This window comes from Halomonas sp. Cn5-12, from assembly GCF_021532545.1.
Classification (GTDB): domain Bacteria; phylum Pseudomonadota; class Gammaproteobacteria; order Pseudomonadales; family Halomonadaceae; genus Vreelandella; species Vreelandella aquamarina.
The window spans coordinates 1-23,873 of sequence record NZ_JAKGAY010000013.1 but is presented as its reverse complement, the minus strand read 5'-3'; the positions used below and the strand labels follow the sequence as shown (position 1 = coordinate 23,873).

24 protein-coding genes and 2 pseudogenes are annotated in these 23,873 nt (G+C 57.3%); 8 read left to right on the top strand and 18 right to left on the bottom strand.

Annotated features, from left to right (window positions below):
- Positions 1-37: 37 nt before the first annotated feature.
- Positions 38-1,414, bottom strand: coding sequence for a chromate efflux transporter (gene chrA, locus L1249_RS09110; protein WP_062359217.1), 1,377 nt, complete (start codon positions 1,412-1,414; stop codon positions 38-40).
- Positions 1,415-1,493: 79 nt separating this feature from the next.
- Between chrA and L1249_RS09105 the strand changes: the two genes are divergently transcribed.
- On the top strand, positions 1,494-2,462 hold the full coding sequence (locus L1249_RS09105; RefSeq protein WP_062359216.1) for a chromate resistance protein ChrB domain-containing protein: 969 nt from the start codon (positions 1,494-1,496) through the stop codon (positions 2,460-2,462).
- 149 nt (positions 2,463-2,611) lie between these two features.
- Here L1249_RS09105 and L1249_RS17680 read toward each other — a convergent pair.
- The 3 genes and pseudogenes from L1249_RS17680 to L1249_RS09090 form a co-directional block, all read right to left on the bottom strand.
- Positions 2,612-2,722 (bottom strand): annotated as a pseudogene (locus tag L1249_RS17680) (ATP-binding protein); the annotation flags it as partial.
- A gap of 115 nt (positions 2,723-2,837) precedes the next feature.
- The gene (locus tag L1249_RS09095) at positions 2,838-3,707 is read right to left on the bottom strand and encodes an ABC transporter substrate-binding protein (protein WP_062359214.1); all 870 of its coding nucleotides are present in this window, start codon (positions 3,705-3,707) and stop codon (positions 2,838-2,840) included.
- A 240-nt stretch (positions 3,708-3,947) separates the two neighbouring features.
- Positions 3,948-4,289: an accessory factor UbiK family protein gene (locus L1249_RS09090; RefSeq protein ID WP_228168776.1), complete on the bottom strand. Its 342-nt coding sequence runs from the start codon at positions 4,287-4,289 to the stop codon at positions 3,948-3,950.
- Between the two features lie 350 nt (positions 4,290-4,639).
- Here L1249_RS09090 and L1249_RS09085 point away from each other — a divergent pair, with 350 nt between their 5' ends.
- The 3 genes from L1249_RS09085 (at position 4,640) to glnK (ending at position 6,892) form a co-directional block, all read left to right on the top strand.
- Positions 4,640-4,978: a P-II family nitrogen regulator gene (locus L1249_RS09085; protein ID WP_007112359.1), complete on the top strand. Its 339-nt coding sequence runs from the start codon at positions 4,640-4,642 to the stop codon at positions 4,976-4,978.
- A gap of 61 nt (positions 4,979-5,039) precedes the next feature.
- On the top strand, positions 5,040-6,287 hold the full coding sequence (locus L1249_RS09080; RefSeq protein WP_228168777.1) for an ammonium transporter: 1,248 nt from the start codon (positions 5,040-5,042) through the stop codon (positions 6,285-6,287).
- Between the two features lie 266 nt (positions 6,288-6,553).
- Positions 6,554-6,892 carry a P-II family nitrogen regulator gene (glnK, locus tag L1249_RS09075; protein ID WP_009098335.1) on the top strand — a complete coding sequence of 113 codons (339 nt, stop codon included), beginning with the start codon at positions 6,554-6,556 and terminating at the stop codon, positions 6,890-6,892.
- A 150-nt stretch (positions 6,893-7,042) separates the two neighbouring features.
- Here glnK and L1249_RS09070 read toward each other — a convergent pair whose 3' ends face one another.
- Positions 7,043-7,819, bottom strand: coding sequence for a ferredoxin--NADP reductase (locus L1249_RS09070; RefSeq protein ID WP_089674698.1), 777 nt, complete (start codon positions 7,817-7,819; stop codon positions 7,043-7,045).
- Positions 7,820-8,011: 192 nt separating this feature from the next.
- Here L1249_RS09070 and L1249_RS09065 point away from each other — a divergent pair, with 192 nt between their 5' ends.
- On the top strand, positions 8,012-8,938 hold the full coding sequence (locus tag L1249_RS09065) for a LysR family transcriptional regulator (RefSeq protein ID WP_044629892.1): 927 nt from the start codon (positions 8,012-8,014) through the stop codon (positions 8,936-8,938).
- A gap of 3 nt (positions 8,939-8,941) precedes the next feature.
- On the opposite strand, the pseudogene L1249_RS09060 reads toward L1249_RS09065, so the two are convergent.
- The 3 genes and pseudogenes from L1249_RS09060 to L1249_RS09050 all read right to left on the bottom strand — a co-directional run.
- Positions 8,942-9,451: pseudogene (locus L1249_RS09060) on the bottom strand (methyl-accepting chemotaxis protein); the annotation flags it as partial.
- Between the two features lie 126 nt (positions 9,452-9,577).
- Positions 9,578-11,446, bottom strand: a complete 1,869-nt coding sequence (locus L1249_RS09055) for a methyl-accepting chemotaxis protein (protein WP_235253529.1) — start codon at positions 11,444-11,446, stop codon at positions 9,578-9,580.
- Positions 11,447-11,565: 119 nt separating this feature from the next.
- A complete protein-coding gene (locus L1249_RS09050) occupies positions 11,566-11,997 on the bottom strand; it encodes a host attachment protein (protein ID WP_235253528.1) in 432 nt (143 codons plus the stop codon).
- An 80-nt stretch (positions 11,998-12,077) separates the two neighbouring features.
- Here L1249_RS09050 and L1249_RS09045 point away from each other — a divergent pair, with 80 nt between their 5' ends.
- Positions 12,078-12,671 (top strand): histidine phosphatase family protein, encoded by a 594-nt coding sequence (locus tag L1249_RS09045; protein ID WP_235253527.1) that lies wholly within the window; start codon positions 12,078-12,080, stop codon positions 12,669-12,671.
- Positions 12,672-12,676: 5 nt separating this feature from the next.
- Here the strand turns inward: L1249_RS09045 and L1249_RS09040 are convergent, their stop codons facing one another.
- The 8 genes from L1249_RS09040 to hemE form a co-directional block, all read right to left on the bottom strand.
- The gene (locus L1249_RS09040; RefSeq protein WP_235253525.1) at positions 12,677-13,060 is read right to left on the bottom strand and encodes a RidA family protein; all 384 of its coding nucleotides are present in this window, start codon (positions 13,058-13,060) and stop codon (positions 12,677-12,679) included.
- 96 nt (positions 13,061-13,156) lie between these two features.
- Positions 13,157-13,885, bottom strand: coding sequence for an amino acid ABC transporter ATP-binding protein (locus L1249_RS09035; RefSeq protein ID WP_139526244.1), 729 nt, complete (start codon positions 13,883-13,885; stop codon positions 13,157-13,159).
- Between the two features lie 86 nt (positions 13,886-13,971).
- A complete protein-coding gene (locus L1249_RS09030) occupies positions 13,972-15,072 on the bottom strand; it encodes an amino acid ABC transporter permease (protein ID WP_235253524.1) in 1,101 nt (366 codons plus the stop codon).
- 20 nt (positions 15,073-15,092) lie between these two features.
- Positions 15,093-16,283, bottom strand: coding sequence for an amino acid ABC transporter permease (locus tag L1249_RS09025; protein WP_235253523.1), 1,191 nt, complete (start codon positions 16,281-16,283; stop codon positions 15,093-15,095).
- Positions 16,284-16,372: 89 nt separating this feature from the next.
- On the bottom strand, positions 16,373-17,398 hold the full coding sequence (locus L1249_RS09020; protein ID WP_172416673.1) for an amino acid ABC transporter substrate-binding protein: 1,026 nt from the start codon (positions 17,396-17,398) through the stop codon (positions 16,373-16,375).
- A gap of 225 nt (positions 17,399-17,623) precedes the next feature.
- Positions 17,624-18,649, bottom strand: coding sequence for an amino acid ABC transporter substrate-binding protein (locus L1249_RS09015; RefSeq protein WP_089674702.1), 1,026 nt, complete (start codon positions 18,647-18,649; stop codon positions 17,624-17,626).
- Between the two features lie 88 nt (positions 18,650-18,737).
- A complete protein-coding gene (gene speE, locus L1249_RS09010; protein ID WP_235253522.1) occupies positions 18,738-19,598 on the bottom strand; it encodes a polyamine aminopropyltransferase in 861 nt (286 codons plus the stop codon).
- Positions 19,595-20,710, bottom strand: a complete 1,116-nt coding sequence (gene hemE / locus L1249_RS09005; protein ID WP_235253521.1) for a uroporphyrinogen decarboxylase — start codon at positions 20,708-20,710, stop codon at positions 19,595-19,597. The genes speE and hemE overlap by 4 nt, the downstream gene beginning before the upstream one ends.
- Before the next feature lie 221 nt (positions 20,711-20,931).
- Between hemE and ribA the strand changes: the two genes are divergently transcribed.
- Positions 20,932-21,567: a GTP cyclohydrolase II gene (ribA, locus tag L1249_RS09000; RefSeq protein WP_089674704.1), complete on the top strand. Its 636-nt coding sequence runs from the start codon at positions 20,932-20,934 to the stop codon at positions 21,565-21,567.
- A gap of 35 nt (positions 21,568-21,602) precedes the next feature.
- Here ribA and L1249_RS08995 read toward each other — a convergent pair whose 3' ends face one another.
- Positions 21,603-22,511 carry a response regulator transcription factor gene (locus L1249_RS08995; RefSeq protein ID WP_172416670.1) on the bottom strand — a complete coding sequence of 303 codons (909 nt, stop codon included), beginning with the start codon at positions 22,509-22,511 and terminating at the stop codon, positions 21,603-21,605.
- A complete protein-coding gene (locus L1249_RS08990) occupies positions 22,508-23,248 on the bottom strand; it encodes a response regulator (protein WP_268825187.1) in 741 nt (246 codons plus the stop codon). Before L1249_RS08990 ends, L1249_RS08995 begins: the two co-directional genes overlap by 4 nt.
- A 198-nt stretch (positions 23,249-23,446) precedes the next feature.
- Between L1249_RS08990 and L1249_RS08985 the strand changes: the two genes are divergently transcribed.
- The coding region (locus tag L1249_RS08985; RefSeq protein WP_268825190.1) for a transposase at positions 23,447-23,873 on the top strand (427 nt) is incomplete at its 3' end.

Here is a 23,873-nt window from a genome sequence, read left to right as displayed (position 1 = left end):
CTAATGAGACGGAAACGTCACCGGCGGGGACTGCTGGCTAAAAAAACACAAGAGACGCTAAGATACCCAGAAGCGCGCAACCCGCCAGCACTTTGAGCATGCCCACCTTGAAATGAAAAATCGCGACCATGGCGCCTGCCGCCAGTAACAACGCCAATAGATCAAGAGACGCTAAATTCGGCGCTAAAATACGCGCCCCCATCACGTGCCACTCGCCTACGTCAGCGAAAATAACGTGAACGCCAAACCAGATGGCCAGGTTGAGGATAACCCCGACGACCGCAGCGGTAATGGCGGACAGCGCAGCGCTTAGGGCGCGGTTGTCACGTAGACGCTCCACATAGGGAGCCCCTAAAAATATCCAAAGGAAACAAGGAATGAACGTTACCCATGTGGTCAGCAGTGCGGCGAGCGTTGCCGCCAACATGGGATCAAGGCCTGTGGCGTCACGATAAGCGCCCATAAACCCAACAAACTGGACGACTTGAATTAATGGGCCCGGTGTTGTCTCCGCCATGCCCAGGCCATCCAGCATCTCGCCCGGTGCCAGCCATCCATAGTTTTGCACCGCCTCTTGAGTGACGTAGCCCAATACCGCGTAGGCACCGCCAAAGGTCACCACCGCCATCTTGCTAAAGAAGAATGCGATCTGACTGAACACATTCTCGCTACCGAATAGCGCTAATAGCAGTACCACGGGCGTCAGCCACAATAGGAGTAACGTGCCTGACATGCGTAGCGACCACTGGTGATTGGGGCGTGCATGGGCAGGCAGCCCTTCTCCCAGTAGAGAGTCTCGGTCGCTAAGCACTGACTCGTCGGCATCACCGTGGCCACCGCCCACCTGGAAGGCCGGCATGCCGCGCTTTCCTCCCCAGTACCCCAGAAGGGCCGCGCTCAGAATAATCAGCGGAAACGCCACCTCAAAAAAGAAGATAGCGACAAACGCGGCAGCGGCGATGCCAAGCATTATCTGATTTTTCAGCGCCCGCTTGCCGATACGGACGACAGCGTTAAGTACCACGGCCAGAACCGCCGCTTTTAGGCCAAAGAAGAGTCCCTCAACGGCTCCCACATTGCCTAAGGCGGCATACAGGTAGCTCAGGGCTAGAATGGCGATGAAGCCAGGTAGCACAAAGAGGCTGCCCGCGACTAAACCACCTTTGGTACGATGCATCAGCCAACCGATATAGATAGCCAACTGCTGCGCTTCTGGCCCCGGCAGCATCATGCAATAGTTAAGCGCGTGCAGAAAACGGCGCTCGCCAATCCATTTTTTTTCTTCGACAAGGATGCGATGCATCACCGCTATCTGACCCGCTGGGCCGCCGAAGCTCAATAGTGCGATTCTTAACCAGACCCTAACGGCCTCACGGAACGGGACTTGATGGGTCGACTCAATGTTGGACGGCATGGCACACTCTCTAACGAGTCAGGGTATTATTTTGTAGAATGTATAACAGTAAGGTTATATATGCAACGTAAGAGGCGGTATGGCAGATAACGAACAACACTGGTTAATCCTGATCATGCGCCTCAGTGGGCGGTCGGGCACACCCCGTATGAGGATCTGGCGGGCACTTCGTGGTTTAGGTGCTGCGGTACTCAGAGACGGCGTCTACTTACTGCCTGCTAGCCCCACGCGAAGGGAAGCGCTGGAGCTGCAAGTCGGCGCTATTCGGGAGCTGGGAGGTAACGCGCTGCTGATCGAGGTAGACGATTCAGCCATAGATAGCGTCGAGGTATTGCCTTCGCTCTTTGATCGAACGCCAGATTTTCAGGCCTTACGGGCGGCAGTGGCTGACTGGAAACAGGCATGCCCTCAGTTGGAGGAGCGAGACGCGCAGCGTCAATTGACCCAGTTGCAGCGACGTTTACAAAGCATTGTGGAGATTGATTTTTTTCCAGGATCAGAAAGCGAGCGCGCTATCATGGCCTTGGCAGAAGCGGAGACCGTCTTCAATCGTTGCTTTGTGCCAGATGAGCCCCAGCCGATCCAGGCCGAGATCCCACGGCTTGATCACTCTGCATTTCGTGGAAAACGGTGGGCCACGCGCCGTCGCCCTTGGGTGGATAGGCTAGCATCGGCTTGGTTGATCAAGCGCTTTATTGATCCTGAGGCTCGCTTCGTGTGGCTAGAACATCCAAGCCAGTGCCCGCCAGACGCGCTGGGGTTTGATTATGATGGAGCCTATTTCACCCATATTGATGACAAGGTGACGTTTGAAGTGCTGCTCGCGAGTTTTAGCCTTGAGACGCAGGCAGGCTTGAGCAGAATTGCGGAGCTAGTACACTACTTGGACGTGGGGGGCACCCCTGTACCAGAGGCCGTGGGGTTAAAACTTATGCTGGCCGGGGCTAAAGAGCGCTGTGACGACGATGATGCCCTGCTGCAACATACCGATATGTTGTTTGATGACCTTTACCAAGCATATTTGGCGGGAGACCCAGGCCGGGAGTGAGTATGCGCTAATAGTGAAAAGGCCGGGTTTACCCCAGCCTTTTGCTAGCGACCCTTATGGCTCGAAGGGTTCCAGGCTAATTAATCGCGGATCAGGGGACGTGCTGAAGCCGTCTTCAAAGGTAAACCAGCTAACGCTATGAATCGCTGTAGGCCTACCAGTGTCAGGCCCGGCAAGCCATTCGCCAGATGTACTTCGACATGCACCGCCGGTGCTTCCAACCCCACGCCCGCCCGCGTGGCCACAATCGCTAATGTCATGGCGCTCCCTCGCAACGTCTCTCAATTGGCTCACTCAGTTTAATGAGTCTGCTCGTTGGCTAAGCCTACTTTATTTCAAGCGTTGAGCGCTACTGAGCGGCCAGCGAGTAAAGCGTTAATGTGCCCCCTGGGCGTTCAATGCGCTGCTCAGTTCGCGGGCAAAGCGCTGGGCGGAGGGCAGGGCGCCAAAGCTCCAGACTGGCGGCAGGCGCAGCAGATGGCCATGTTGAACGCTCGGCAATTGTTGCCACAGGCCGCTCTTTTCCAACTGCGCTTCCACCCCTGCGGGGAGCGGGTCAACGATGACCAGGGTGGCGTCGGGGTAGCGTGCCAGCGCCTCGATACCGACCAAGGCGAAGCCCCAGGCGTTGGTGGGCTCATCCCAGGCGTTGGGCAGCGCCAGCTGTTCCAATACGGCGTTGTAGAGGCTGTTCTCGCCAAATACCCGCACATGCCGAGCATCCATGAACTGCACCATCAGCAATGGAGATGCGTTGCCGGGCGGGTAGCGCAGCTCGCGCATCAGCTGCTGGGTGTTCTCGATCAGCGCGTCGGCTTCTGCGTTGCGTTCGGTCAACTCGCCCAACTGGCGGGTGAGGGTCTGCATTTCCTGCCACGTATCGGTGCCTGGCGAGTAAAGGGCGAAAGTGCCCACCGGCGCGATGCGCTCCAACCGAGGAATCAGCCCGGTAAACATGGGCGAGAGCAGGGTTTGCTCAGGGGGCGATTGGGCCAACTGCTCGAAGTTGGGCTGGGTGCGTAGGCCAAGGTCGCTGACGTGCTCCGGGATACGCGGCTCGCCTACCCAATCGTGATATCCCGGCTGTTGCGCGATACCGCTGACCGGAGCGCCAATCGCCAGCAGCGTTTCGGCGATGGTCCAGTCGATAGTGGCCCACTGGGCGTGGCTGGCGGTGCTGAACAGCAGGGCTGCCGCGAGCAAGCAGCTGCGGGCCAGGGTCGGGAGTCGGGGGATGCAGCGCATGAAGTGGGCACCTGACAATAAGCGCTTTATTTAAACGATTCTGTTTATCAATTGCAAATGGAAACAGCGGAGGTCGCACAAGTCGTCAGCGCGAGACGCCTCAGGGGCGTAACTGCTCCAACATGGTGCATGAGGTGGCTTTCGCCATGCCTTCGCGCGTTTGATGCGTCACAAAGTGAGCCGTAAGGGGTCAGGCGGATAAGCGCGCTGGGTGCCTATCCAAGGCCACCCAGCGTTGCCTCAGCTTGGGTTGCCGGGGGTGGGCTTGCCTTGCTCGGCAGGCTCAACGGGGGCTGGCGGTACTTCGGCTTCCATGGGGGGGGGCTGCGCGGCGCTGGCCGCTTCCACCGTGGCTTCCAGGCTGGCCACCTGACGCTCCAGCGCTTCGACACGCGCGCGCGTGCGCTGAAGCACATCCATCAAGATATCAAAGTCTTCTCGTGATACCAGCTCCAGGCGGTCGAAGGCGCCTCGTACCACTTGCTGCACGCCTTTCTGAATGTCTTCCGGGGCCTGGGAAGCATTCTGTAAACGGTCGCCTATCTGCTGGGCTAAACGGCTGATGCGATCCTGGGGCGTCATGGCTCTCTCCTCAAACGGTGGCGCATAAATGTGGATAGCTTACCTGTAAGGATACGCAACCCTTTGCCAAACCGCATGCCCCGCGTGCGTTTTCTCCTGCAGTGTGCGCATGCATCAAAAAAGAGCGTGCCGCTTTTATTGGTGATCGTTTTTAGTGCATGGGTGGGTGTGAATGGATGCGTAGTCGCCTTGCCAGTGGCTGTAAAGCGCACTTTTGAAACCTTAAGGGTATGAATTTCAATGATAAAAAATACAGTGGCACGGTATGAGCATTAGCAGGGCAAGCACTAAATTCGGGCGGCCACGCCGCTCTCCACCGAGTGGGACTGAACCAGCAGGGGAGATCCGGGATGAAACTCATCACCGCTATCATCAAGCCTTTCAAGCTTGACGACGTTCGTGAAGCACTCGCCGACAACGGCGTGCAGGGGATTACGGTTACTGAGGTCAAGGGATTTGGTCGGCAGAAAGGCCACACCGAGCTGTATCGCGGTGCCGAGTACGTAGTGGACTTTCTGCCCAAGGTGAAAGTGGAAGTGGCCGTGGACGATGCGCGTCTGGAGAGCGTGCTGGATGCCATCTGCAGCGCTGCCAACAGCGGCAAGATCGGTGACGGCAAAGTGTTCGTGACGCCGCTGGAAGATGTCATTCGTATTCGTACCGGAGAGCGTGGCGCCGACGCGGTATAGGCCTGCCCACACAACGACGACCCACTACGTATAACTTCTCTTGGATCACGGGGAACACCTGATGAACGAGCTTACAGAATTGAGCTATGCGCTCGATACGTTTTACTTCCTGATTTGCGGCGTACTGGTCATGTGGATGGCCGCCGGCTTCTCGATGCTCGAGGCCGGTATGGTACGTTCCAAGAACACCGCTGAAATTCTGACCAAGAACATTGCGCTGTTTGCCATTGCCTGCACCATGTACCTGCTGGTGGGCTACTACATCATGTACTCCAGCGGCGAAGGCGGTTTCCTGCCTAGCCTTGGGTTCCTGATCGGTACCGAGAACAGCGTCGATGCGGTGCTGGCCGGTGGTGAAGATGCACCTTACTACTCCATGCGTTCGGACTTCTTCTTCCAGGTCGTGTTCGTCGCAACGGCGATGTCGATCGTGTCGGGTGCCGTGGCCGAGCGTATGAAGCTGTGGGCCTTCCTGGCCTTCGCGGTGGTCATGACCGCCTTCATCTACCCGGTGTCTGGCTACTGGACCTGGGGCGGCGGCTGGCTGGATGGCGTTGGCTACTCTGACTATGCGGGCTCGGGTATCGTCCACATGGCCGGTGCAGCAGCAGCGTTGGCGGGTGTGCTGGTACTGGGCCCCCGTAAGGGCAAGTATGGCAAGGACGGTTCTATCCACGCGATTCCGGGCGCCAACATGCCACTGGCCACGCTGGGTACCTTCATCCTGTGGATGGGCTGGTTCGGCTTCAACGGTGGCTCTGAGCTGAAAATGTCCGATATCGGTTCAGCTAACAACGTTGCGCAAGTGTTCGTGAACACCAACGCAGCGGCTGCCGGTGGTGTCATCGCCGCGCTTATTCTAGCCAAGCTGTGGTTCCGCAAGGCGGACCTCACCATGGCGCTGAACGGCGCGCTGGCTGGCCTGGTCGCCATTACCGCAGACCCGCTGTCGCCTTCTGCGCTGGGTGCCGCCTTGATTGGTGCCATCGGTGGCCTGATCGTGGTCGCTGCCATCATCACGCTGGACAAGCTGAAGCTGGATGACCCTGTGGGTGCTATCTCGGTTCACGGTGTGGTCGGTATCTGGGGTGTGTTGGCAGTACCGCTGAATAATGGCGATGCGTCCTTCGGTGCACAGTTGATCGGTATCGTGGGCATCTTTGGCTGGGTCTTCATCGCAAGCTTAGTGGTATGGCTGGTGCTGAAAGCGGTCATGGGTATCCGCGTTAGCGAAGAAGAAGAGTATGAAGGCGTCGATATCGCTGAGTGCGGTCTGGAAGCCTATCCCGAGTTTAGCGTTAAGAAATAAGCTTGCGCTAATCATGTGAGCTGGCGTGCTCCTTTTGGCCTCCCCACCGTGGGAGGCCTTTTTGTCCTTCCCAGGTAGGTTGCATGCTGGTTGTTATTAGCTAGGTACGTACTGGTTTTTTTATTCTCCGCCCTTGGCGGTGTATGCTTAATCGACTGGGTAACGGGCTTGGCTATGCGAGCGCCCCCGCTAACCTCGATGGTTATGACAATCGGTTAATAACGCTGTCTGCATGACAGCAGGCCACCAAGCTAGAGGATGTCGCAATGAAATTGATCTCAGCCATTATCAAGCCCTTCAAGCTTGATGACGTACGCGAATCGCTCTCGGATATCGGCGTGCAGGGCATTACGGTAACGGAAGTAAAAGGGTTTGGCCGTCAGAAGGGCCACACGGAACTCTACCGTGGCGCGGAGTACGTGGTGGATTTCCTGCCTAAGGTGAAGCTGGAAGTCGCCGTCGACGATGATATGGCCGAGCAGGTGATCGACGCGATTACCCAGGTCGCCAATACCGGCAAAATCGGTGACGGTAAAATCTTTGTGATGCCCCTTGAGCAGGTCATCCGTATTCGTACCGGCGAAACAGGTAAAGACGCTGTCTAACCACGGTGAATGGTAAGGCGTGAACAGTGAGTCGCGCTGAATCGACAAAGCCCCTGTGGATAATACCCACAGGGGCTTTGTGCAGAAGGCGACGATGACACGGGCTACGATTTTCTATTCATCCTTCACCTTTCACCCTTCGAACGAGGCTCACTTCTCAACGAAGGCGCGTTCGATGACGTAGTCGCCCGGCTCGCCCATACGCGGGGAGATGTTCAGACCCAGCTCATCGAGCAGGGCGCTGGTGTCGTCCAGCATCGCCGGGCTGCCGCAAATCATCGCGCGGTCTTGGCGCGGGTCGATGGGCGGTAGGCCGGTGTCCTCGAACAGCTTGCCGGTGCGAATATGGTCGGTCAGGCGACCCATGGTGTGAAACTCTTCACGGGTCACCGTGGGGTAGTACACCAGCTTCTCGGCGATCTCTTCGCCCAGGTACTCGTGGGCGGGCAGCTCTTTGGTGATGAAGTCGGCGTAGGCCAGCTCAGAGACTTCACGCACGCCATGTACCAGCACCACTTTTTCAAAGCGCTCGTAGATTTCCGGGTCTTGGATCAGGCTCATAAACGGCGCCAAGCCAGTGCCGGTCGAGAGCATATACAGGTTGCGGCCCGGCAGCAGGTCGTCGCACACCAGTGTGCCGGTCGGCTTGCGGCTGACCATGATCTGGTCGCCCACTTTCAGGTGTTGCAGGCGCGAGGTGAGCGGGCCATCCGGCACCTTGATGCTGAAGAACTCAAGGTGATCTTCGTAGTTGGGGCTGGCGATGGAGTAAGCGCGCATCAGGGGTTTGCCGTCCACTTCCAGGCCGATCATAACGAACTGGCCGTTCTTGAAGCGCAGGCTGCGCTCGCGAGTGGTGCGGAAGCTGAATAGGGTATCGTTCCAGTGGTGAACGCTTAACACTTCTTCCAGGGCAAACTTGCTCATGCTAACTCCTCCAGGGGCAGCGAGGCCTAAGCCTTGCTCACCATATTCCAAAAAAGAATAAAAAACAGCTCTATAGGTTGCTCTCAATTCTAAATAAGGGTGGTATATCTGTTAAGCAAATTATCTTGATAACGCTTATCTTTAAAATCGATATAGCCCTTTCGCGGACCACTCTACAGATAGGTTTTGGCCATGCACTACACCCTGCGACAGTTAGAAGTTTTCGTGGCCGTTGCCCAGCACGAGAGCGTTTCCCACGCGGCGCGCGCGCTGGCCATGTCGCAATCGGCCACCAGCACGGCGCTGGCGGAGCTGGAGCGCCAGTTCGATTGCCAGCTGCTCGACCGCATCGGGAAACGGCTAAAGCTCAACGCGCTCGGCTTCCAGCTACTGCCCAAGGCGGTGGCCCTGCTGGACCGCGCCGAGGAGGTCGAAGAGCTGCTGCGGGGCCAACAGGGTGTGGGGGCGTTAGACGTCGGCGCGACGCTCACCATTGGTAACTATCTCGCCACGCTGCTGATCAGCGATTTCATGCAGCGCTACCCTGGCAGCCGTGTGCGTCTGGCGGTGCGCAATACACGGCATATTATCGAGGGCGTGCGTCAGCACTCGCTGGATTTAGGGCTGATTGAGGGGCAGTGCGATGACGATATGATCATCAGCCAGCCCTGGGTCGAGGATGAGCTGTGCGTGTTCTGCTCGCCGCGCCACCCGCTGGCAGGGCGGGAGCACCTGGAGCTGGATCAGCTGCTGCGGGAGGATTGGATCATGCGTGAGGAGGGCTCAGGCACGCGCATGACGCTGGAGCATGCGGCCCGCCACCGTCGCAGCCGGTTCAATACGCTGTTGGAGCTGGAGCATACCGAGGGCATTAAACGCGCGGTGGAGTCGGGATTAGGGATTGGCTGCGTGTCGCGGCTGGCACTGCGTGATGCCTTCCGGCGCGGCAGCTTGGTGCCGCTGCCCACGCCGGAGTTGGATCTCAAGCGCCAGTTCACGTTCATTTGGCATCGCCACAAGTACCTCACCACCGGCGTGCGGGAGTTTTTACGCCTCTGCCGCGAAATGACCGCCGGGGCCAAGCGCAGTGACGATATTCCGCTGCCACCGATTCCCTAGCGGTTACACCTTGGCCTTTTCAGGGCTTGGCAGCGCCTGAGCCAGGTGCTGCGACGCCTCTAGCGTAAAGCCACCCACTAGCGCGGCCAGCCTGTCCGCTTGGTCTTTAAGCTGCTCGGCCGCGGTGGTGGACTCTTGCACCAGGGCGGCGTTTTGCTGGGTCATCTGATCCAGGTCGGTCACCGCGATGCTGACTTGGTTGATCCCGTCGTTCTGCTCACCGGCTGCCGTACTGATATCGCCCAGCATTTGGGTGACGCGCGTCACGCTATCGGCCAGCTCGTGCATGGCGGCTTCGGCGTCGCGTACCATTTGCGTGCCGCTTTCGACCTTATCGGCAGACGCATCGATGCGCTGGCGAATGTCCTTGGCGGCGTCGCTGCGGCGCGAGGCGAGCTTGCGCACTTCATCGGCCACCACGGCAAAGCCGCGCCCGTGTTCGCCAGCCCGCGCTGCTTCTACTGAGGCGTTGAGTGCCAGCAGATTGGTTTGGAAGGCAATGCTGTTCATCAGCAAGAGGCGAAAGAGCGTATCGAGTGCCATCCTTGAACCAGTAGAACAAAGATGCCATGGTTAACGCATGACATGGCCGCCACCGCGAGCGCTGCGGCGGCCATGGAGGAGTGGCAGACGAGACGTTTAGAAGGTCTCTGACGTGCGCGGTAAGCGATCCTGCGGCGCTTGCAGCGCGGGTGATGCCGCGTTAGAGAGTTTGAAACTGCTGATCGTGCCGGTCAGGCGATCCGCCTGCTCTTTCAACTGCTCGGCGGCGGTGGTGGACTCTTCCACCATAGCGGCGTTTTCCTGGGTCATCCGGTCCAGCTCGGCCACGGCGATGTTGACCTGTTTGATGCCATCGCTTTGCTCGCTGGTTGCAGCGTTGATCTCTTCCAGTACGTCGGTTACGCGGGTGATGTGGTCTACGATATCCTTCATCGTGCGACCCGCATTGCGTACCAACGAGGTGCCGTTATTCACCTTGGCTTGCGAGTCTTCGATCAGTTTCTGGATATCGTTGGCCGCGTCGCTGCTGCGGCCAGCCAGTTTGCGCACTTCCTCTGCCACGACGGCAAAGCCACGGCCATGCTCGCCAGCCCGCGCTGCTTCTACCGAGGCGTTGAGCGCCAGCAGGTTGGTCTGGAAGGCAATGCTGTTCATCAGCGTGACGATCTCGCCAATCTTGTTGGAGGCGTCGGAAATATCTTCCATGGTGGTGACCACGTTCGACACCACCTGACCGCCCTCTTTCGCGACTTCGGTGGCCGCGTGGGAGAGCTTGTTGGCTTCCTGTGCTGAGGCCGCCGTGTGCTGCACGGTGCTGGTGATTTGCTCTACCGATGCGGAGGTTTGCTGCAGGCTAGACGCCGCGTTGTCGGTACGGCGGGAGAGGTCTTGGCCGCCCATGGCAATCTCGTTAGCGGCGTGGTGCACCGATTCGCTGCTGGTGCGCACATCGATTAAGACGTGCTCCATTTTGTTAACAAAGCGGTTAAAGGCGCTAGCAATTTGAGTGACTTCGTCGTTGCCTTCTTCTGGCAGACGCTGGGTGAGGTCGCCCTCGCCGGAGGCGATGTTATCCATCGCGTTGCGCACCCCCAGCAGGCGGCGCAACAATAGCGACAGCAGCAGCCCAAATACCACAGCGGTAATGGCTGCAACGATCAATAGGGTAACAATAGATGTGGTGGCAATGGCGCGTAGTCCTGCGGTGGCCTCCGCTTCATCCAGTGCTACCACAAGCTGCCAGTCGCTATTGCCGCCTATTGGGCGGCTCAGCAGTAATTTACTGCTTCCTTCTAACTGCATCTGCTGTGGCTGCTTGGTGTTAGCAAGTTGCTCGATATAGGCGGCGTTTAATTCATCGCTTAAAACAGTGGTAGGCTCTAGCGCTAGCTCGCTGTTGGGATGGGCGATTAGCGATCCATCGCCGGTAGTCAGAAAGCCAAAACTTGAAGGAGTAGGCGAGATGTCTTGCACGATCGCGATCATATCGCGAATATTGACGTCAGCACCTACTACCGCCTGAAGTTGGTTATTTTGGTAAAACGGGCGGGCAAAGGTCACCACTAAGTCGCCGCTTTGGGCATCGACATACGGCGCGGTGACAATAGTATCCTGCGCGGCAGCGGCGGCTTGGTACCAAGGTCGCTCTCGTGGGTCAAAATCGGCGGGTGGCTCCCAGCCGTTGAAAAAAATGGTCTCTCCGCTATCAGCCAAGCTCAGGTAGGTTGCCATAAAATCGCCAGAGGTGGTCAACTGACGCAAGGCAATACGTGGGTCATTGCTGGAGATAGCTTCCTCCATGCCGTTCAGCATGGTGCTACGGGATGCCATCCACTCATGTAGGGCGCTACTGTTACCACGTACTACAGCGTCTAGGTTGTGGGCTACCTGTTGGGTATTGTGCTGCTGGACTGTGTAGTAGCTGGCAACACCGTTGACGATCAAGGCAAGGGTGGTGGCAGTGAGTGCGGCTAGCAGTATGCGGGCTCGCAGAGATGAAAACATGGTCGCTCTCAACGTCGTTTGGAATTAGTACGCGGGTGCCACGTACACTAGAGTTCGACGTTAGCTATCGGCGAGAGCCACCATGCCTTTAATAAAAGAGTAAGAAAGTGTTGATTTGATTAGCGCAGATCGCTCACGGCGCTTTGAATATCTGCCATCGACGCCTTGCTAAGATCTTTTGAGAGCGTGTGCGTCACAAGCTTTTGGGTAGGGGGATCAAGCTTTTCTCGCAGTAGCCCTAAAAACTTGGGCGGCGCGACGATAATCAGTTTTTCCATGCTGTTACTCACGCGGGCGCTATACAGGCGTTGGGCGACCTCTTTAGCAAACAGCTCGTTCTCATGCTGAGAGGCAGCCCCCTCTTCGCCAGATGAGCGCGACGACGTTGACGTTGATTCATGGACATCAGCCCCGCGGCGGTCAGTAATCAAGTCACCTTCATGCAGCCTGCCGGCTGCGTGTACCAAGCTCTCTTGCTCGGCGAGATTGAGCGCGTCACGGGTAAAAATACGTGCGCGGGCGGCGTCAGCTACCACGATATAGGTGGTCATCGTCGTACGTCCTCCATGTCGTTGATTACCCTTTAACCATGGCAAGCGTTCGGTGTTTGGTCAAACACGGTTTTTGAGAGATGACAATGGACTTACTGCGTACAAATTATCATTGGCGAAATCGCTATTTACTCATGCGCCATGGACATAGCCAGGCTAACGCGCAGCGGAAAATTATCAGCTCCCCCGAGCGGGGGCTTACGAATTATAGGCTCTCTGAAGAGGGTGAGCAGCAGTTGTTGGATGTGCTGGCGCAGTGGCGCTGGCCGGAGCCGACGCGGGTGGTGCATTCAGATTTTTTACGCACCACGCACACTGCCGCCAGAGTGGCGAAGGCGTTCGCGCTGGAAATGCAACAAGAGGAGCGCTTACGAGAGCGCCATTTTGGCGAGCTGGAAGGCCAGGCCGATAGCTATTACCCAGAGGTGTGGGCCTTTGATGCGCAGAGTGCAGACCATACCCAGTGGCATGTTGAGCCGGTCAGCCGGGTAGCTGCACGGATGTGCGCCGCATTGGACGCGCTAGAGCAGTGCTTTGAGGGTGAAACGGTACTGGTGGTGAGCCACGGTGACCCGTTACAAATTCTGCTCACGGCGCTGGCAGGCAAGCCATTGACCCAGCACCGTGAGCAGCTCGCGCTGGCCCCGGCCAGCATCACGCTGGTAGGCGGTTAGGCGCCTTACTTGGGGGGAATCCAGGCAATCATGTCGACTTCCACATCGGCACCGCCTGCCAGGCCGGTGACGCCGATGCAGGTACGGGTGGGGAGCGGTTTCTCGAAGTAGCTGGCGTAGACCTGGTTCACTTCATCGAAGTGGCCCATGTTGGTAATGAAAACCCGTGACTGCACCACGTACTCGAAGCTGCTGCCCACCTCTTCCAGGACGATGGCCAGGTTCTGCATGACTCGATGGGTTTGTTCGGTAAAGGTGCCCAGCAGCATTTCGTTGGTTTCCGGCACGGTCGGCATCTGGCCGGTGATGAACACCAGGTCGCCCACGCGGCAGGCGTGAGAGAACGGCGCAATGGGCTGTGGGGCGCGGTCGATGAACAGTTTTTCCATGATGACTCTCTGGTGTGATGTGGGGTATTCAGAAGGGCCATGAAAATGGGCCTCAGCAGAGGCCCACGTTACGCATTTGACGTGCTGGCAGTCGAATCAATGCCCCAGAATCTGGCTCAAGAAGAGCTGGGTGCGCTCGGACTGCGGGTTGTTGAAGAACGGCTCCGGCGCGTTTTCTTCGATGATCTGCCCCTGGTCCATGAAGATCACGCGGTCGGCCACGGTCTTGGCGAAGCCCATTTCATGGGTCACGCAGAGCATGGTCATGCCCTCTTCGGCCAGTTCGATCATCACGTCCAGTACTTCCTTGATCATCTCCGGGTCAAGGGCCGAGGTGGGCTCGTCAAACAGCATCACGTCTGGATGCATGCACAGCGAGCGGGCAATCGCTACCCGCTGCTGCTGGCCGCCGGAGAGCTGGCCGGGATACTTCTTGGCCTGCTCGGCAATACGTACCCGCTCCAGATACTGCATGGCCATGGCTTCGGCCTCTTTGCGGGGCTTCTTCTGTACCCACATCGGGGCAATACAGCAGTTCTCCAGCACGGTGAGGTGAGGGAACAGGTTGAAATGCTGGAATACCATGCCGACGCTGCGGCGAATTTGCTCGATGCGCTTGACGTCTTGAGTGAGCGGTACGCCACCCACCACGATCTCGCCTTTTTGGTGCTCTTCTAGGTGATTGATGCAGCGGATCATGGTGGATTTGCCCGAGCCAGAAGGCCCGCAAATGACGATCCGCTCGCCGCGTTTCACTTCCAGGTAGATATCCCGCAGCACGTGAAAATCGCCGTACCACTTGTTGACGCCGCGCATTTCGACCATCAGATCCGAAGTGCCGGTGCCAGGGTTATGGGAAGCTGCTTGTGTCATGTCACTATCCTGCTAAAAAATCGTTGATAAAAGCGGCGTTAGCGCTTGTGGCCGGTATGCAGCTTGCGTTCTAGGTACTGACTGTAGCGCGACATGCTGAAACAGAAGATCCAGAACATGAAGGCGGCAAACACGTAACCTTCCAACGAGAAGCCTAACCAGCGTGAGTCGGCCAGTGCCGCTTGCACGATCCCCAAAAGGTCAAAGAGCCCGATAATCATGACCAGGGTGGTGTCTTTAAACAGCGAGATAAACGTATTCACGATGCCGGGAATCATCATCTTCAGCGCTTGGGGAAGAATGATCAGCCCCATGCGCTTCCAGTAAGTCATGCCGAGCGCGGCAGCTGCCTCTTCCTGGCCTTTTGGAATCGCCTGCAAGCCGCCACGAATGACCTCTGCCATATAGGCGCTCTGGAACAGCGTTAAGCCGATCAGGGCACGCACTAGGCGGTCAACGCTCATATCGGAGGGCAGGAACAGCGGCAGCATGACCGAGGCCATAAACAGCACGGTGATCAGCGGCACGCCGCGCCAGAACTCGATAAACACCACGCAAAAGCTTTTGACGATGGGCATGTTAGAGCGCCGACCCAGGGCCAGCACAATACCGATCGGCAGCGCGCCCACCATGCCCACCGTGGCTAACAGTAGCGTCAGCATCAGGCCACCCCAGCGGTGGGTAGGCACTTGGGGAAGGTCAAAGTAGCCGCCGTAAAGCAGTACGAACGAAATAATGGGGAATGCCACCAGCGCAAAGATGGCCACCCAGCGCTTGAAAGGCAGCTTGGGAATCGCCAGCCAGCCAATCAGCGAAAAGAACATGGCGAACACGATATTGGCGCGCCAGGTCTCCTCGCTGGGGTAAAGGCCGTAAATAAACTGGGATAAACGTGCGTTGATAAATACCCAGCAGGCGCCTTCCCGTGAGCAGTCGTCGCGTGTGGTGCCTACCCAATCGGCGTTGATGAACGCCCACTGCACGGTAGGCACGACGAGCAGATAGAGGATATAGAGGCCGATTAACGTGAAAATCGTATTGATCGGCCCGTTGAATAGGTTCGTTCGCAGCCAAGCAATCGCGCCAACGGAGTTGCTGGGCGCTGGCCGCTGTTCGATCATCGTTTGATTATGAATCATGTGTGGCTCCTCGCCTCAGCCTAGCGTTCAACCAGCGCCACGCGGGCGTTGAACCAGTTCATGAACATCGACACCAGCAGGCTGATCGTCAGATACACCGCCATGGTCATCGCAATGACCTCGATGGCCTGGCCCGTCTGATTCAGTGTGGTGCCCGCAAACACCGACACGAGGTCCGGATAGCCAATGGCCGTGGCCAGCGACGAGTTTTTGATCAAATTCAGGTATTGGCTGGTGAGCGGGGGGATGATGACCCGCAATGCTTGAGGAATGATGACGAGGCGCAGCACCAGGTTGCGCGGCAGGCTCAGTGCCTGCGCCGCTTCGGTTTGGCCATGAGAAATGGCCTGAATGCCGGAGCGCACGATCTCGGCAATGAATGACGCCGTGTAGATCGAGAGTGCGAACCACAGCGCCAGAAACTCAGGAATTACCGTGATGCCGCCGCGGAAGTTGAAGCCACGCAGCTCGGGCATTTCCCAAGTAATGGGGACGCCAGTGGCCAACATGACCAACAGGGGCAGCCCAAAGATCAGTGCAAAGGAGATCCAGTAAGCGGGAATTCGCTGCCCCGTGGCTTCCTGGCGGCGTTTTGCCCATATCACCAGCGCAATACTGGCCGCGATGGCGATCACGAAGGTGACAGGAATCAGCCCAAAGCCCGATTCGAATAGCGGCTCAGGTAGATAAAGCCCGCGTACGTTAAGAAACACGGCCTCGCCGAACGCAAGGCTTTCTCGAGCGCTGGGGAGCGCCCGCAGCACGGCAAAGTACCAAAAGAAAATCTGCAGCAGCAGCGGAATGTTACGAAAGGTTTCGATATACGCGGCGGCTAGCTTGGCGATCAGCCAGTTGGGCGATAGACGAGCGATACCGACGATAAAGCCAATGATAGTGGCTGCAATAACGCCTAACCCACCCACCAGCAGCGTATTCAGCAGGCCCACGAAGAAGGTGCGGCCATAGGTGCTTTGGGAGGAGTAGTCGATCAGACTCTGCACGATCCCAAAACCGGCGGTATTGTTTAGGAAACCAAAGCCGGTGGTGATACCCCGTGAGGATAAGTTGTCTTGAACATTGCCGACAATATAGAACAGAAACACAATGACAGCGGCAATCAATAGACACTGGAAAATGAGCGCACGCTTGGCGCGGTCTCGCCAAAACGGTGGCTTGTGGCCAGCCGGGCGAGCATTAGGTCTTACAGACATGGATGGCGTCTCCGCGATACGGCAGGTCAATCAGATGGCCCGCCATTCCCTGTTAAGAGGGAGCGACGGGCCGGGGTCAAGCGAGACGCTTAGCGAATCGGCGGTGCGTACTGAATGCCGCCTTGGGTCCACAGAGCGTTAATACCACGCTCAATTTCCAGCGGTGAGCCCATGCCTACGTTGCGCTCGAAGCTTTCGCCGTAGTTACCTACCTGGCTCAGAATGTTGTAAGCCCAGTCGGCTTCTAAGCCCATACCTTCACCGTAGTTGCCGTCCTGACCCAGCAGGCGAGCAATATCCGGGTTGTCTGAGTTGAGCATCTCGTCAACGTTTTCGCTGGTAATGCCATACTCTTCACCGTTGATCATGGCGAACAGCGACCATTTTACGATGTTGAACCACTCATCGTCGCCTTGACGTACCACTGGGCCCAGCGGCTCTTTGGAGATGATGTCAGGCAGAATCATTGCAGAAGCGGGGTCGTCCAGTTGGATGCGTAAGGCCGCTAGCTGAGAAGTGTCGGAGGTCAGCACGTCACAGCGGCCAGCTTGGAAGCCGCCCACGGTTTGCTCAGACGTGTCGAATACGATGGGGTCAAACTCCATGCCATTGGCACGGAAGTAGTCGGCGACGTTAAGCTCGGTGGTAGTACCAGACTGGATACAGATCGCGGCGCCATCGAGTTCGTCTGCGCTGCTAATACCTAAATCCTTGTTCACCATGAAGCCGATACCGTCGTAGAAGGTAACGCCGGTGAAGTTCAGGCCCAAGGTGGTGTCACGGGTAGTGGTCCAAGTGGTGTTACGGGACAGTACATCCACTTCGCCAGACTGCAGCGCGGTGAAACGCTCAACAGCATTCAGGGAGATGTAGTTGACGGCATCCGCGTCGCCCAGTACCGCTGCAGCAACGGCGCGACATACGTCAACGTCGAGGCCCTGCCAGTTACCGCTATCATCTGGGGCGGAAAAACCTGGTAGGCCGTCGCTAACGCCACACTGTACAGCACCGCGCGCGCGGGTATCTTCTAACGTATTGGCTTGTGCGGTGGCGATACCGGCGAGGGAGATGGCACCCGCTGAGGCGAGCAGTACCAGGTGTTTCTTATTAATCATGTTTGTTCCCCTTCCTCGATTTAATGTCATTATGCATGGTGATGCATCATTAAAAGCTAGCAAGGAAGGTGCCAAGAAAGATATGCCGTCAAATTCAGCGCTTTTCAACGTAAAATCAGCGAATTTGACGAAGGTAGTGGTGCAAAAAAGTAGGTCAGCAGCTACGCGTTGCGCTTTTTTGGTGCGCAGCCGCTGGCGGAGGTCGGTGGCTAGTCGCCTAGCGTGTCAGCGAATAGGTGGCGCGTACTGAATGCCGCCATCTTTCCACAGAGCGTTCAGGCCGCGCGCAATGTTGAAATCAGAGTCCGCGCCCACGTTACGGTCATAAATGTCCGCATAGTTACCCACCTGTTTGACGATTTGGTAAGCCCAGTCTGACGAAAGGCCCATGGCTTCACCAAAATCGCCATCTTGCCCAAGTAGGCGCATCACATCGGGGTTTTCTGAGCTTAGCTGCTCATCCACGTTGGCTTGACTGACGCCCAGCTCTTCGGCATTCAGCATGGCAAACAGCGACCACTTCACGATGTTGAACCACTGGTCATCGCCTTGGCGCACTGCTGGGCCAAGCGGCTCTTTGGAGATGATCTCCGGTAGTACCACGGCCATATTGGGGTCGGCCAGTTGAATGCGCTGGGCATAGAGCTGCGAGGCATCCGAGCTCAATACGTCGCAGCGGCCTGCTTCGAAGCCTGCAATCGACTGTTCAGGTGAATCAAACACCACCGCATCATAGGTCATGTTGTTAATGCGGAAGTAGTCGGAAAGGTTTAGTTCGCTGGTGGTGCCTGACTGAGTGCAAATAGCCGCCCCATCCAGTTCTTTGGCGCTCTGTACGCCGAGGTCGCTGGCCACCATAAACGCCTGGCCGTCGTAGTAGCTGACGCCAGTGAAGTTCATCCCTAGCGTGGTGTCGCGGCTAGAGGTCCAGGTGGTGGTGCGGGAGAGCACGTCCACCTCGCCAGACTGCAGCGCGGCAAAACGCTCCACCGAGTCTAACGGTACGAAATTGACTTTGCTGGCATCACCTAGCGCGGCAGCGGCAATGGCGCGGCACACATCGGTGTCCAGGCCGCGGTATTGGTCGTTATCGTCCAGCGATGAGAAGCCGGGCTGGGCGGCGTTAACGCCGCAGCGCACGCTGTCGCGCTCTTGAACAGCCTCAAGGGTATCGGCCATGGCCGTGGCAGGTACCCAGAGGGTCGGGGCTAATAGAGTGATTCCCAATCCTAACCAACGCGTGGTGTTCATTTGTTATTCCTTAACGTTGAGCGCAGCAATACTTGCGCATAAAAAAGGCCGAGCAGAGCCCGGCCTGATACATAGCGGAACCGCGAGGTTATGCGAACGCTTTACGCATAAAGGGCGGCAGCGCCAGGGCACCACGGTGGGCATCTACTGTGTAGTACTGTAGCGGCATTTCGTGGCTGGCGGCAGCCTCTTCACGGAAGCTTTCAACGTTGGTGCTTTTGCCTGCCAGCGTCACGCTCCACCAGCCGGAAGGGTACACCGGCTGGGGGAAGGGCAGGGTGGCGACGCTATCAAAGCCTGCTTCGCGCATGTCGTTACGCAGCTCGCGGATAATCGAGCCGCTGTGATACAGCGGCGACTCGCTCTGCTGAACCATCACACCGCCGCTTTTCAGAATGCGGTGGCAGCGCTTCAAAAAGTCGGTTTTGAACAAGCCTTCTGCAGGGCCAACCGGGTCGGTGGAGTCGATGATCAGCACGTCGATGCTCTCGTCGGCGGCGTCGTCGACCCATTTCACGCCGTCGGCAAACAGCAGCTCGGCGCGGGGGTCGCCGTTGGCTTCTACTAATGACGGGAAAAAGCGCTCGGAGGCCTTGGTCACTTCTTCATCGATATCGATCTGGGTGACCTTCTCGACGTCCGGATGGCGCAGCACTTCTTTCAAGGTGCCGCAGTCGCCGCCACCAATGATGACCACGCGCTTGGGGTCCTGATGGGTGAATAGCGCCGGGTGGGCGATCATTTCGTGATACAGGAAGTTGTCGCGGTCGGTGAGCATCACGCAGCCATCCAGCACCATCAGGTTGCCGTAGGTTTCGGTGGCGTACACTTCCAGGTGCTGGTAAGGGCTTTGCACATCCAGCAGTTTTTCAGAAACTTTCAGCGAGAAAGCGCTGCCGTGGCTATCAAAGACTTCGGTAAACCACTGCTCGTCGCGTAGGTCGCTCATTGCTTGGCTCCTGGGCATGAGTCGTTCGTTTGAGTCGGAATGCCCTGATGGTACTGCGGGCTTAAGTCGTGCAGCGCCTCCATAAAGGCGGTGACGTGATCAGGGTTGGTGAACTGGCTGATGCCGTGGCCCAAGTTGAACACGTGGCCTGGGCCGTGGCCGTAACTCTCCAGCACGCGGGCCACTTCGGCGCGAATGGCCGAAGGGCGAGCAAACAGCACGTTGGGGTCTAAATTACCCTGCAGGGCGACTTTATGGCCTACGCGGGCGCGAGCGTCAGAAAGCTCGGTCGACCAGTCGATACCCAGCGCGTCGGCACCGGCGCAAGCAATGTGTTCAAGCCACTGGCCGCCGTTTTTGGTGAACAGGATCACCGGCACGCGGCGGCCATCATGTTCACGGATCAGCCCAGAGACGATCTGCTCCATATAGCGCAGCGAGAACTCTAAATAAGCAGGCGTGGAGAGCGCGCCGCCCCAGGTATCAAAAATCTGTACCGCCTGGGCACCGGCGCGGATCTGGGCATTCAGGTAGTCGGTGACCGCTTGTGCCAGGGTGTCCAGCAGCTGGTGCATGGTGTCCGGCGTGTCATACAGCATGGTTTTTAAGTGACGGAAGTCTTTGCTGGAACCGCCTTCAACCATATACGTTGCCAGCGTCCAGGGGCTGCCGGAGAAGCCGATCAGTGGCATGCGGCCGTTCAGCTCGCGGCGAATCGTGGATACCGCCCGCATCACGTAGTCCAGGTCGCGCTCGGCGTTTGGCACCGTCAGCGCAGCGACTTCTTCCGGTGTGCGGACGGTTTTTCTGAATTTGGGGCCTTCACCGGTTTCGAAGTAGAGGCCCAGCCCCATGGCATCGGGGATGGTCAAAATATCCGAAAACAGAATCGCAGCGTCGAGCGGGTAGCGCTCCAGCGGCTGCAGGGTCACTTCGCAAGCCAAGTCATGATTGCGGCACAGGTCCATAAAGCTGCCTGCGTTGGCGCGGCTGGCGCGGTACTCCGGCAGATAGCGGCCGGCTTGGCGCATCATCCACACCGGAGTGCGGTCAACGGGCTGGCGAGCCAGCGCGCGAAGAAAACGGTCGTTTTGCAAAGGTGTGGTGGTCATAAACACTTGCTCTTGAGAAATTTGCCCGCATTGTAAGGGAGTCATCGTACCTGAAGATAGGAATTGTACGTGAAGATAGCCGGGGGTGGCGGCGCAAACCGTGGCAAAAATCGTCGCACCCCGCTAAGACCGTGAGGCCTGCGCGGCTTCCTGGTAAACTGTCCGCCCACTTCGCCAACACTGGTGTGGTTAACTGGTTTGGTTAATCAGCGAGGAACCCTGTGACCATTCGCTTCATTGCTGCCTCTCGGCTGCCCACTCCCTGGGCCACATTCACCATGCATGGCTTCGAAGACGACGCCACGGGTAAAGACCATATCGCCCTAACGTTGGGCGATGTGAGCGGCGGCGAGCCGGTGTTAGGGCGCGTGCACTCTGAGTGCTTAACCGGCGATGCGCTATTCTCGATGCGCTGCGACTGCGGCTACCAGCTGCAAGAAGCGCTAAAGCGTATTGCCGAAGAGGGGCGCGGCGTGCTGCTCTATTTACGACAGGAAGGGCGTGGCATTGGCCTGCTCAATAAAATTCGCGCCTATCATCTGCAGGACCAGGGCGCCGATACCGTAGAAGCCAACGAGCAGCTCGGCTTTGGCGCCGACATGCGCCGCTACGACCTCTGCGTGCCGATGCTCAACCACTTGGGCATTACCGCGCTCAAGCTGATGACCAACAACCCCCGCAAGGTGGATGCGCTAACCCGCGACGGCGTGAACGTCGTCGAGCGTCTGCCCATTACCACCGGTTTAAACCCCCACAACGAACAGTACCTCTCCACCAAAGCGGGCAAGCTCGGCCACATGATGGTGCTGGATGACTTTACCCAAGCCAGCGATGTGGATATCGAGCGTAAGGGATGACGGTGGCTGTGTGAGAGTGTTGAATTAAGCTTTTGTTAAATGTTAATTAAACATTGGAATACCATCGCGGCGGCAGAGGTGCGGTTTTCCACCCCTAGTTTGCGAAAGATTTGCTCTAAATGTTTATTGACCGTGCGCGGGCTGAGTTCGAGGATTTGGCCTATTTCACGATTTGTTTTGCCTTGGGCGATCCAGAGCAGCACTTGTGATTCACGCTTTGTAAGCCGCAGCTGCTTTTGTAATAGCAGGCTTTCGCTATCTCCTTCTTGATGTAACAAGCGGAATAAGTGCTCATTGGTAACTGATTCACCCAAATATCTCAATCTTAAGGCGTTATGAGGCAGCGGCAGGGCTAACTGATCGCCGCTTCGCGGTAGTCGGTTTAGCCAGCGTCGGATGTGCTCGGCAAGCTCTTCGTGTGGTTTGGCCAAATTTTCTTCAGTAATGTTGATCCACTCTTCTGCTTGGGGCGTACCCCATAGCCATCTACCTTGTCTATCTGTTGCGAAAGAGGCTTGCCCCAGCTTATCCAGGGCTGTCTGAGTGCTTTGGGCCAGGCGGGCATTGTTGAGATGCACGCGAATGCGCGCCACCAACTCCTTTGGCCGAATAGGTTTGGTCATATAGTCCACGCCACCCGCTTCAAGCCCACGCACCACGTCTTCAGTATCGGTGAGCCCGGTCATAAATATGACGGGAACGTTGGCTAAGGCGGGGTGTAACTTCAACGCACGACACGCCTCGAAACCATCCATTGCTGGCATTAAGGCATCCATCAGAATTAAATCCGGGGTCATTTTTTCGGCAATGGAGATTGCCTGCTCTCCGCCCATCGCCACTAATGCTGTCAGTCCTGACTGCTCTAAGGCTTGGTGGATCATGCCTAGGGAATCGGCGGAGTCATCTACTACTAACACTACATCCTTGCGCTCAATTGTTGTCATAGCGATTTCTTCAACAAATGTGAGATTTGGTGAAAGTTAAAACGATCTAAAGCACTTTCTAATTCCTCCGACAATGAAGGGCTAATACGTCCGTCGACTTGGGCAGTGCTTAAGCAGCTACGTAAACCACTTAAATGACCGATGTCGGCCAGCGCCAGCATTTCCTCACGCAGGGAGGCCTCTATATGAGTAGGCATTGTCGTTGAAACCGTTGTTGAACCCGACATTGAGTCAGTCAGCGAAAACGTCGCTGGTCTGTCCAATACAGTAGCTGCCGAGCTCAAGGTGTTAGCTTGATGCTGCCATTGCAGCTGTAGCTGCCGCGCTAGGGTATCGAGTAAGGCGCCTTGCTTGAATGGCTTGATCAAGTAGTCGTTGTGTAGCCCTTCTCCAAGTGCGTTCAATTGGCTCTCCCGTGCGTTAGCGGAGAGCATCACAATAGGCCCCTGAAACCCTTGTTGGCGGAGCAGTCGTGCGGTTTGCCATCCGTCGGTATGCGGCATAGCGATATCCAGCAGTATCAGGTCGGGTTGGGAGTGATTGGCCAGTGGCAAGCTGGTGATTCCATCGGGTGCTTCCAACAGGGTGAAGCCAAGCGGTGTCAGCATGTCGCTAATCAAGCCCCTGTGAGAGGGGTCATCATCAATTACCAATAGAGTTCGGCGCTCACCTTTATACCCTTTAACGATTTGACTGGGTGACCGAACAAGCTCCAAGGGCTCGATGCTTGAAAGCATTACCGAAAGCCGAAATTCACTTCCGCTTCCCGGCGTGCTAACTACCTGGAGATCCCCCCCCATGATGTCGGTCAACAGTTTGGTAATTGTCAGCCCGCCTTATTCATGAGGCCGACCTGAAAACGAAGATAGCGGATGGTATTCTCTTGAAAATTCAGTGTGTTCCGCCAAGAATCTGAACCAAGAGAGCCATCCGCTATGGGTGAAAGCCTATCCACCTGGACGCCCTCATGCAACGGCGCTGTCCGTGTTGAGCTGAGCGGCCAGCGCACTACCAGCGACAGCGGCGCTCTGCTGTTGCGTGAGGCCCTCGACAACAGCGGCGTGATTGAGGCGCTGGAAGACAATCTGGTCGATCGACGCCACCCGCTGCGCATCCTTCATTCGCTGGCCAGCCAGTTGCGTACCCTGGTGCTGCAGCGTGCGATGGGCTGGATCGACCTCAGCGATACCGACACGCTGCGCCGTGATCCGCTCTGGCAGCTGGCCTGCAGCGATGCGCGCGGGACGATGCCCCTGGCGCAGGACAGGCCGTCTCAAGCCACGCTGTCGCGGCTGCTGACCTGCCTTGGCCGCAACGACAACATCGATGTCGTGCACGAAGGCCTGCTGCGACTGGTGCTCT

What these genes read in the sequence shown, in the direction of transcription:
- chrA (WP_062359217.1), bottom strand. Translation starts at nt 1,414, where the DNA reads ATGCCGTCCAACATTGAGTCGACCCATCAAGTCCCGTTCCGTGAGGCC.
- L1249_RS09105 (WP_062359216.1), top strand. Translation starts at nt 1,494, where the DNA reads ATGGCAGATAACGAACAACACTGGTTAATCCTGATCATGCGCCTCAGT.
- L1249_RS09095 (WP_062359214.1), bottom strand. Translation starts at nt 3,707, where the DNA reads ATGCGCTGCATCCCCCGACTCCCGACCCTGGCCCGCAGCTGCTTGCTC.
- L1249_RS09090 (WP_228168776.1), bottom strand. Translation starts at nt 4,289, where the DNA reads ATGACGCCCCAGGATCGCATCAGCCGTTTAGCCCAGCAGATAGGCGAC.
- L1249_RS09085 (WP_007112359.1), top strand. Translation starts at nt 4,640, where the DNA reads ATGAAACTCATCACCGCTATCATCAAGCCTTTCAAGCTTGACGACGTT.
- L1249_RS09080 (WP_228168777.1), top strand. Translation starts at nt 5,040, where the DNA reads ATGAACGAGCTTACAGAATTGAGCTATGCGCTCGATACGTTTTACTTC.
- glnK (WP_009098335.1), top strand. Translation starts at nt 6,554, where the DNA reads ATGAAATTGATCTCAGCCATTATCAAGCCCTTCAAGCTTGATGACGTA.
- L1249_RS09070 (WP_089674698.1), bottom strand. Translation starts at nt 7,819, where the DNA reads ATGAGCAAGTTTGCCCTGGAAGAAGTGTTAAGCGTTCACCACTGGAAC.
- L1249_RS09065 (WP_044629892.1), top strand. Translation starts at nt 8,012, where the DNA reads ATGCACTACACCCTGCGACAGTTAGAAGTTTTCGTGGCCGTTGCCCAG.
- L1249_RS09055 (WP_235253529.1), bottom strand. Translation starts at nt 11,446, where the DNA reads ATGTTTTCATCTCTGCGAGCCCGCATACTGCTAGCCGCACTCACTGCC.
- L1249_RS09050 (WP_235253528.1), bottom strand. Translation starts at nt 11,997, where the DNA reads ATGACCACCTATATCGTGGTAGCTGACGCCGCCCGCGCACGTATTTTT.
- L1249_RS09045 (WP_235253527.1), top strand. Translation starts at nt 12,078, where the DNA reads ATGACAATGGACTTACTGCGTACAAATTATCATTGGCGAAATCGCTAT.
- L1249_RS09040 (WP_235253525.1), bottom strand. Translation starts at nt 13,060, where the DNA reads ATGGAAAAACTGTTCATCGACCGCGCCCCACAGCCCATTGCGCCGTTC.
- L1249_RS09035 (WP_139526244.1), bottom strand. Translation starts at nt 13,885, where the DNA reads ATGGTCGAAATGCGCGGCGTCAACAAGTGGTACGGCGATTTTCACGTG.
- L1249_RS09030 (WP_235253524.1), bottom strand. Translation starts at nt 15,072, where the DNA reads ATGATTCATAATCAAACGATGATCGAACAGCGGCCAGCGCCCAGCAAC.
- L1249_RS09025 (WP_235253523.1), bottom strand. Translation starts at nt 16,283, where the DNA reads ATGTCTGTAAGACCTAATGCTCGCCCGGCTGGCCACAAGCCACCGTTT.
- L1249_RS09020 (WP_172416673.1), bottom strand. Translation starts at nt 17,398, where the DNA reads ATGATTAATAAGAAACACCTGGTACTGCTCGCCTCAGCGGGTGCCATC.
- L1249_RS09015 (WP_089674702.1), bottom strand. Translation starts at nt 18,649, where the DNA reads ATGAACACCACGCGTTGGTTAGGATTGGGAATCACTCTATTAGCCCCG.
- speE (WP_235253522.1), bottom strand. Translation starts at nt 19,598, where the DNA reads ATGAGCGACCTACGCGACGAGCAGTGGTTTACCGAAGTCTTTGATAGC.
- hemE (WP_235253521.1), bottom strand. Translation starts at nt 20,710, where the DNA reads ATGACCACCACACCTTTGCAAAACGACCGTTTTCTTCGCGCGCTGGCT.
- L1249_RS08995 (WP_172416670.1), bottom strand. Translation starts at nt 22,511, where the DNA reads ATGACAACAATTGAGCGCAAGGATGTAGTGTTAGTAGTAGATGACTCC.
- L1249_RS08990 (WP_268825187.1), bottom strand. Translation starts at nt 23,248, where the DNA reads ATGCTTTCAAGCATCGAGCCCTTGGAGCTTGTTCGGTCACCCAGTCAA.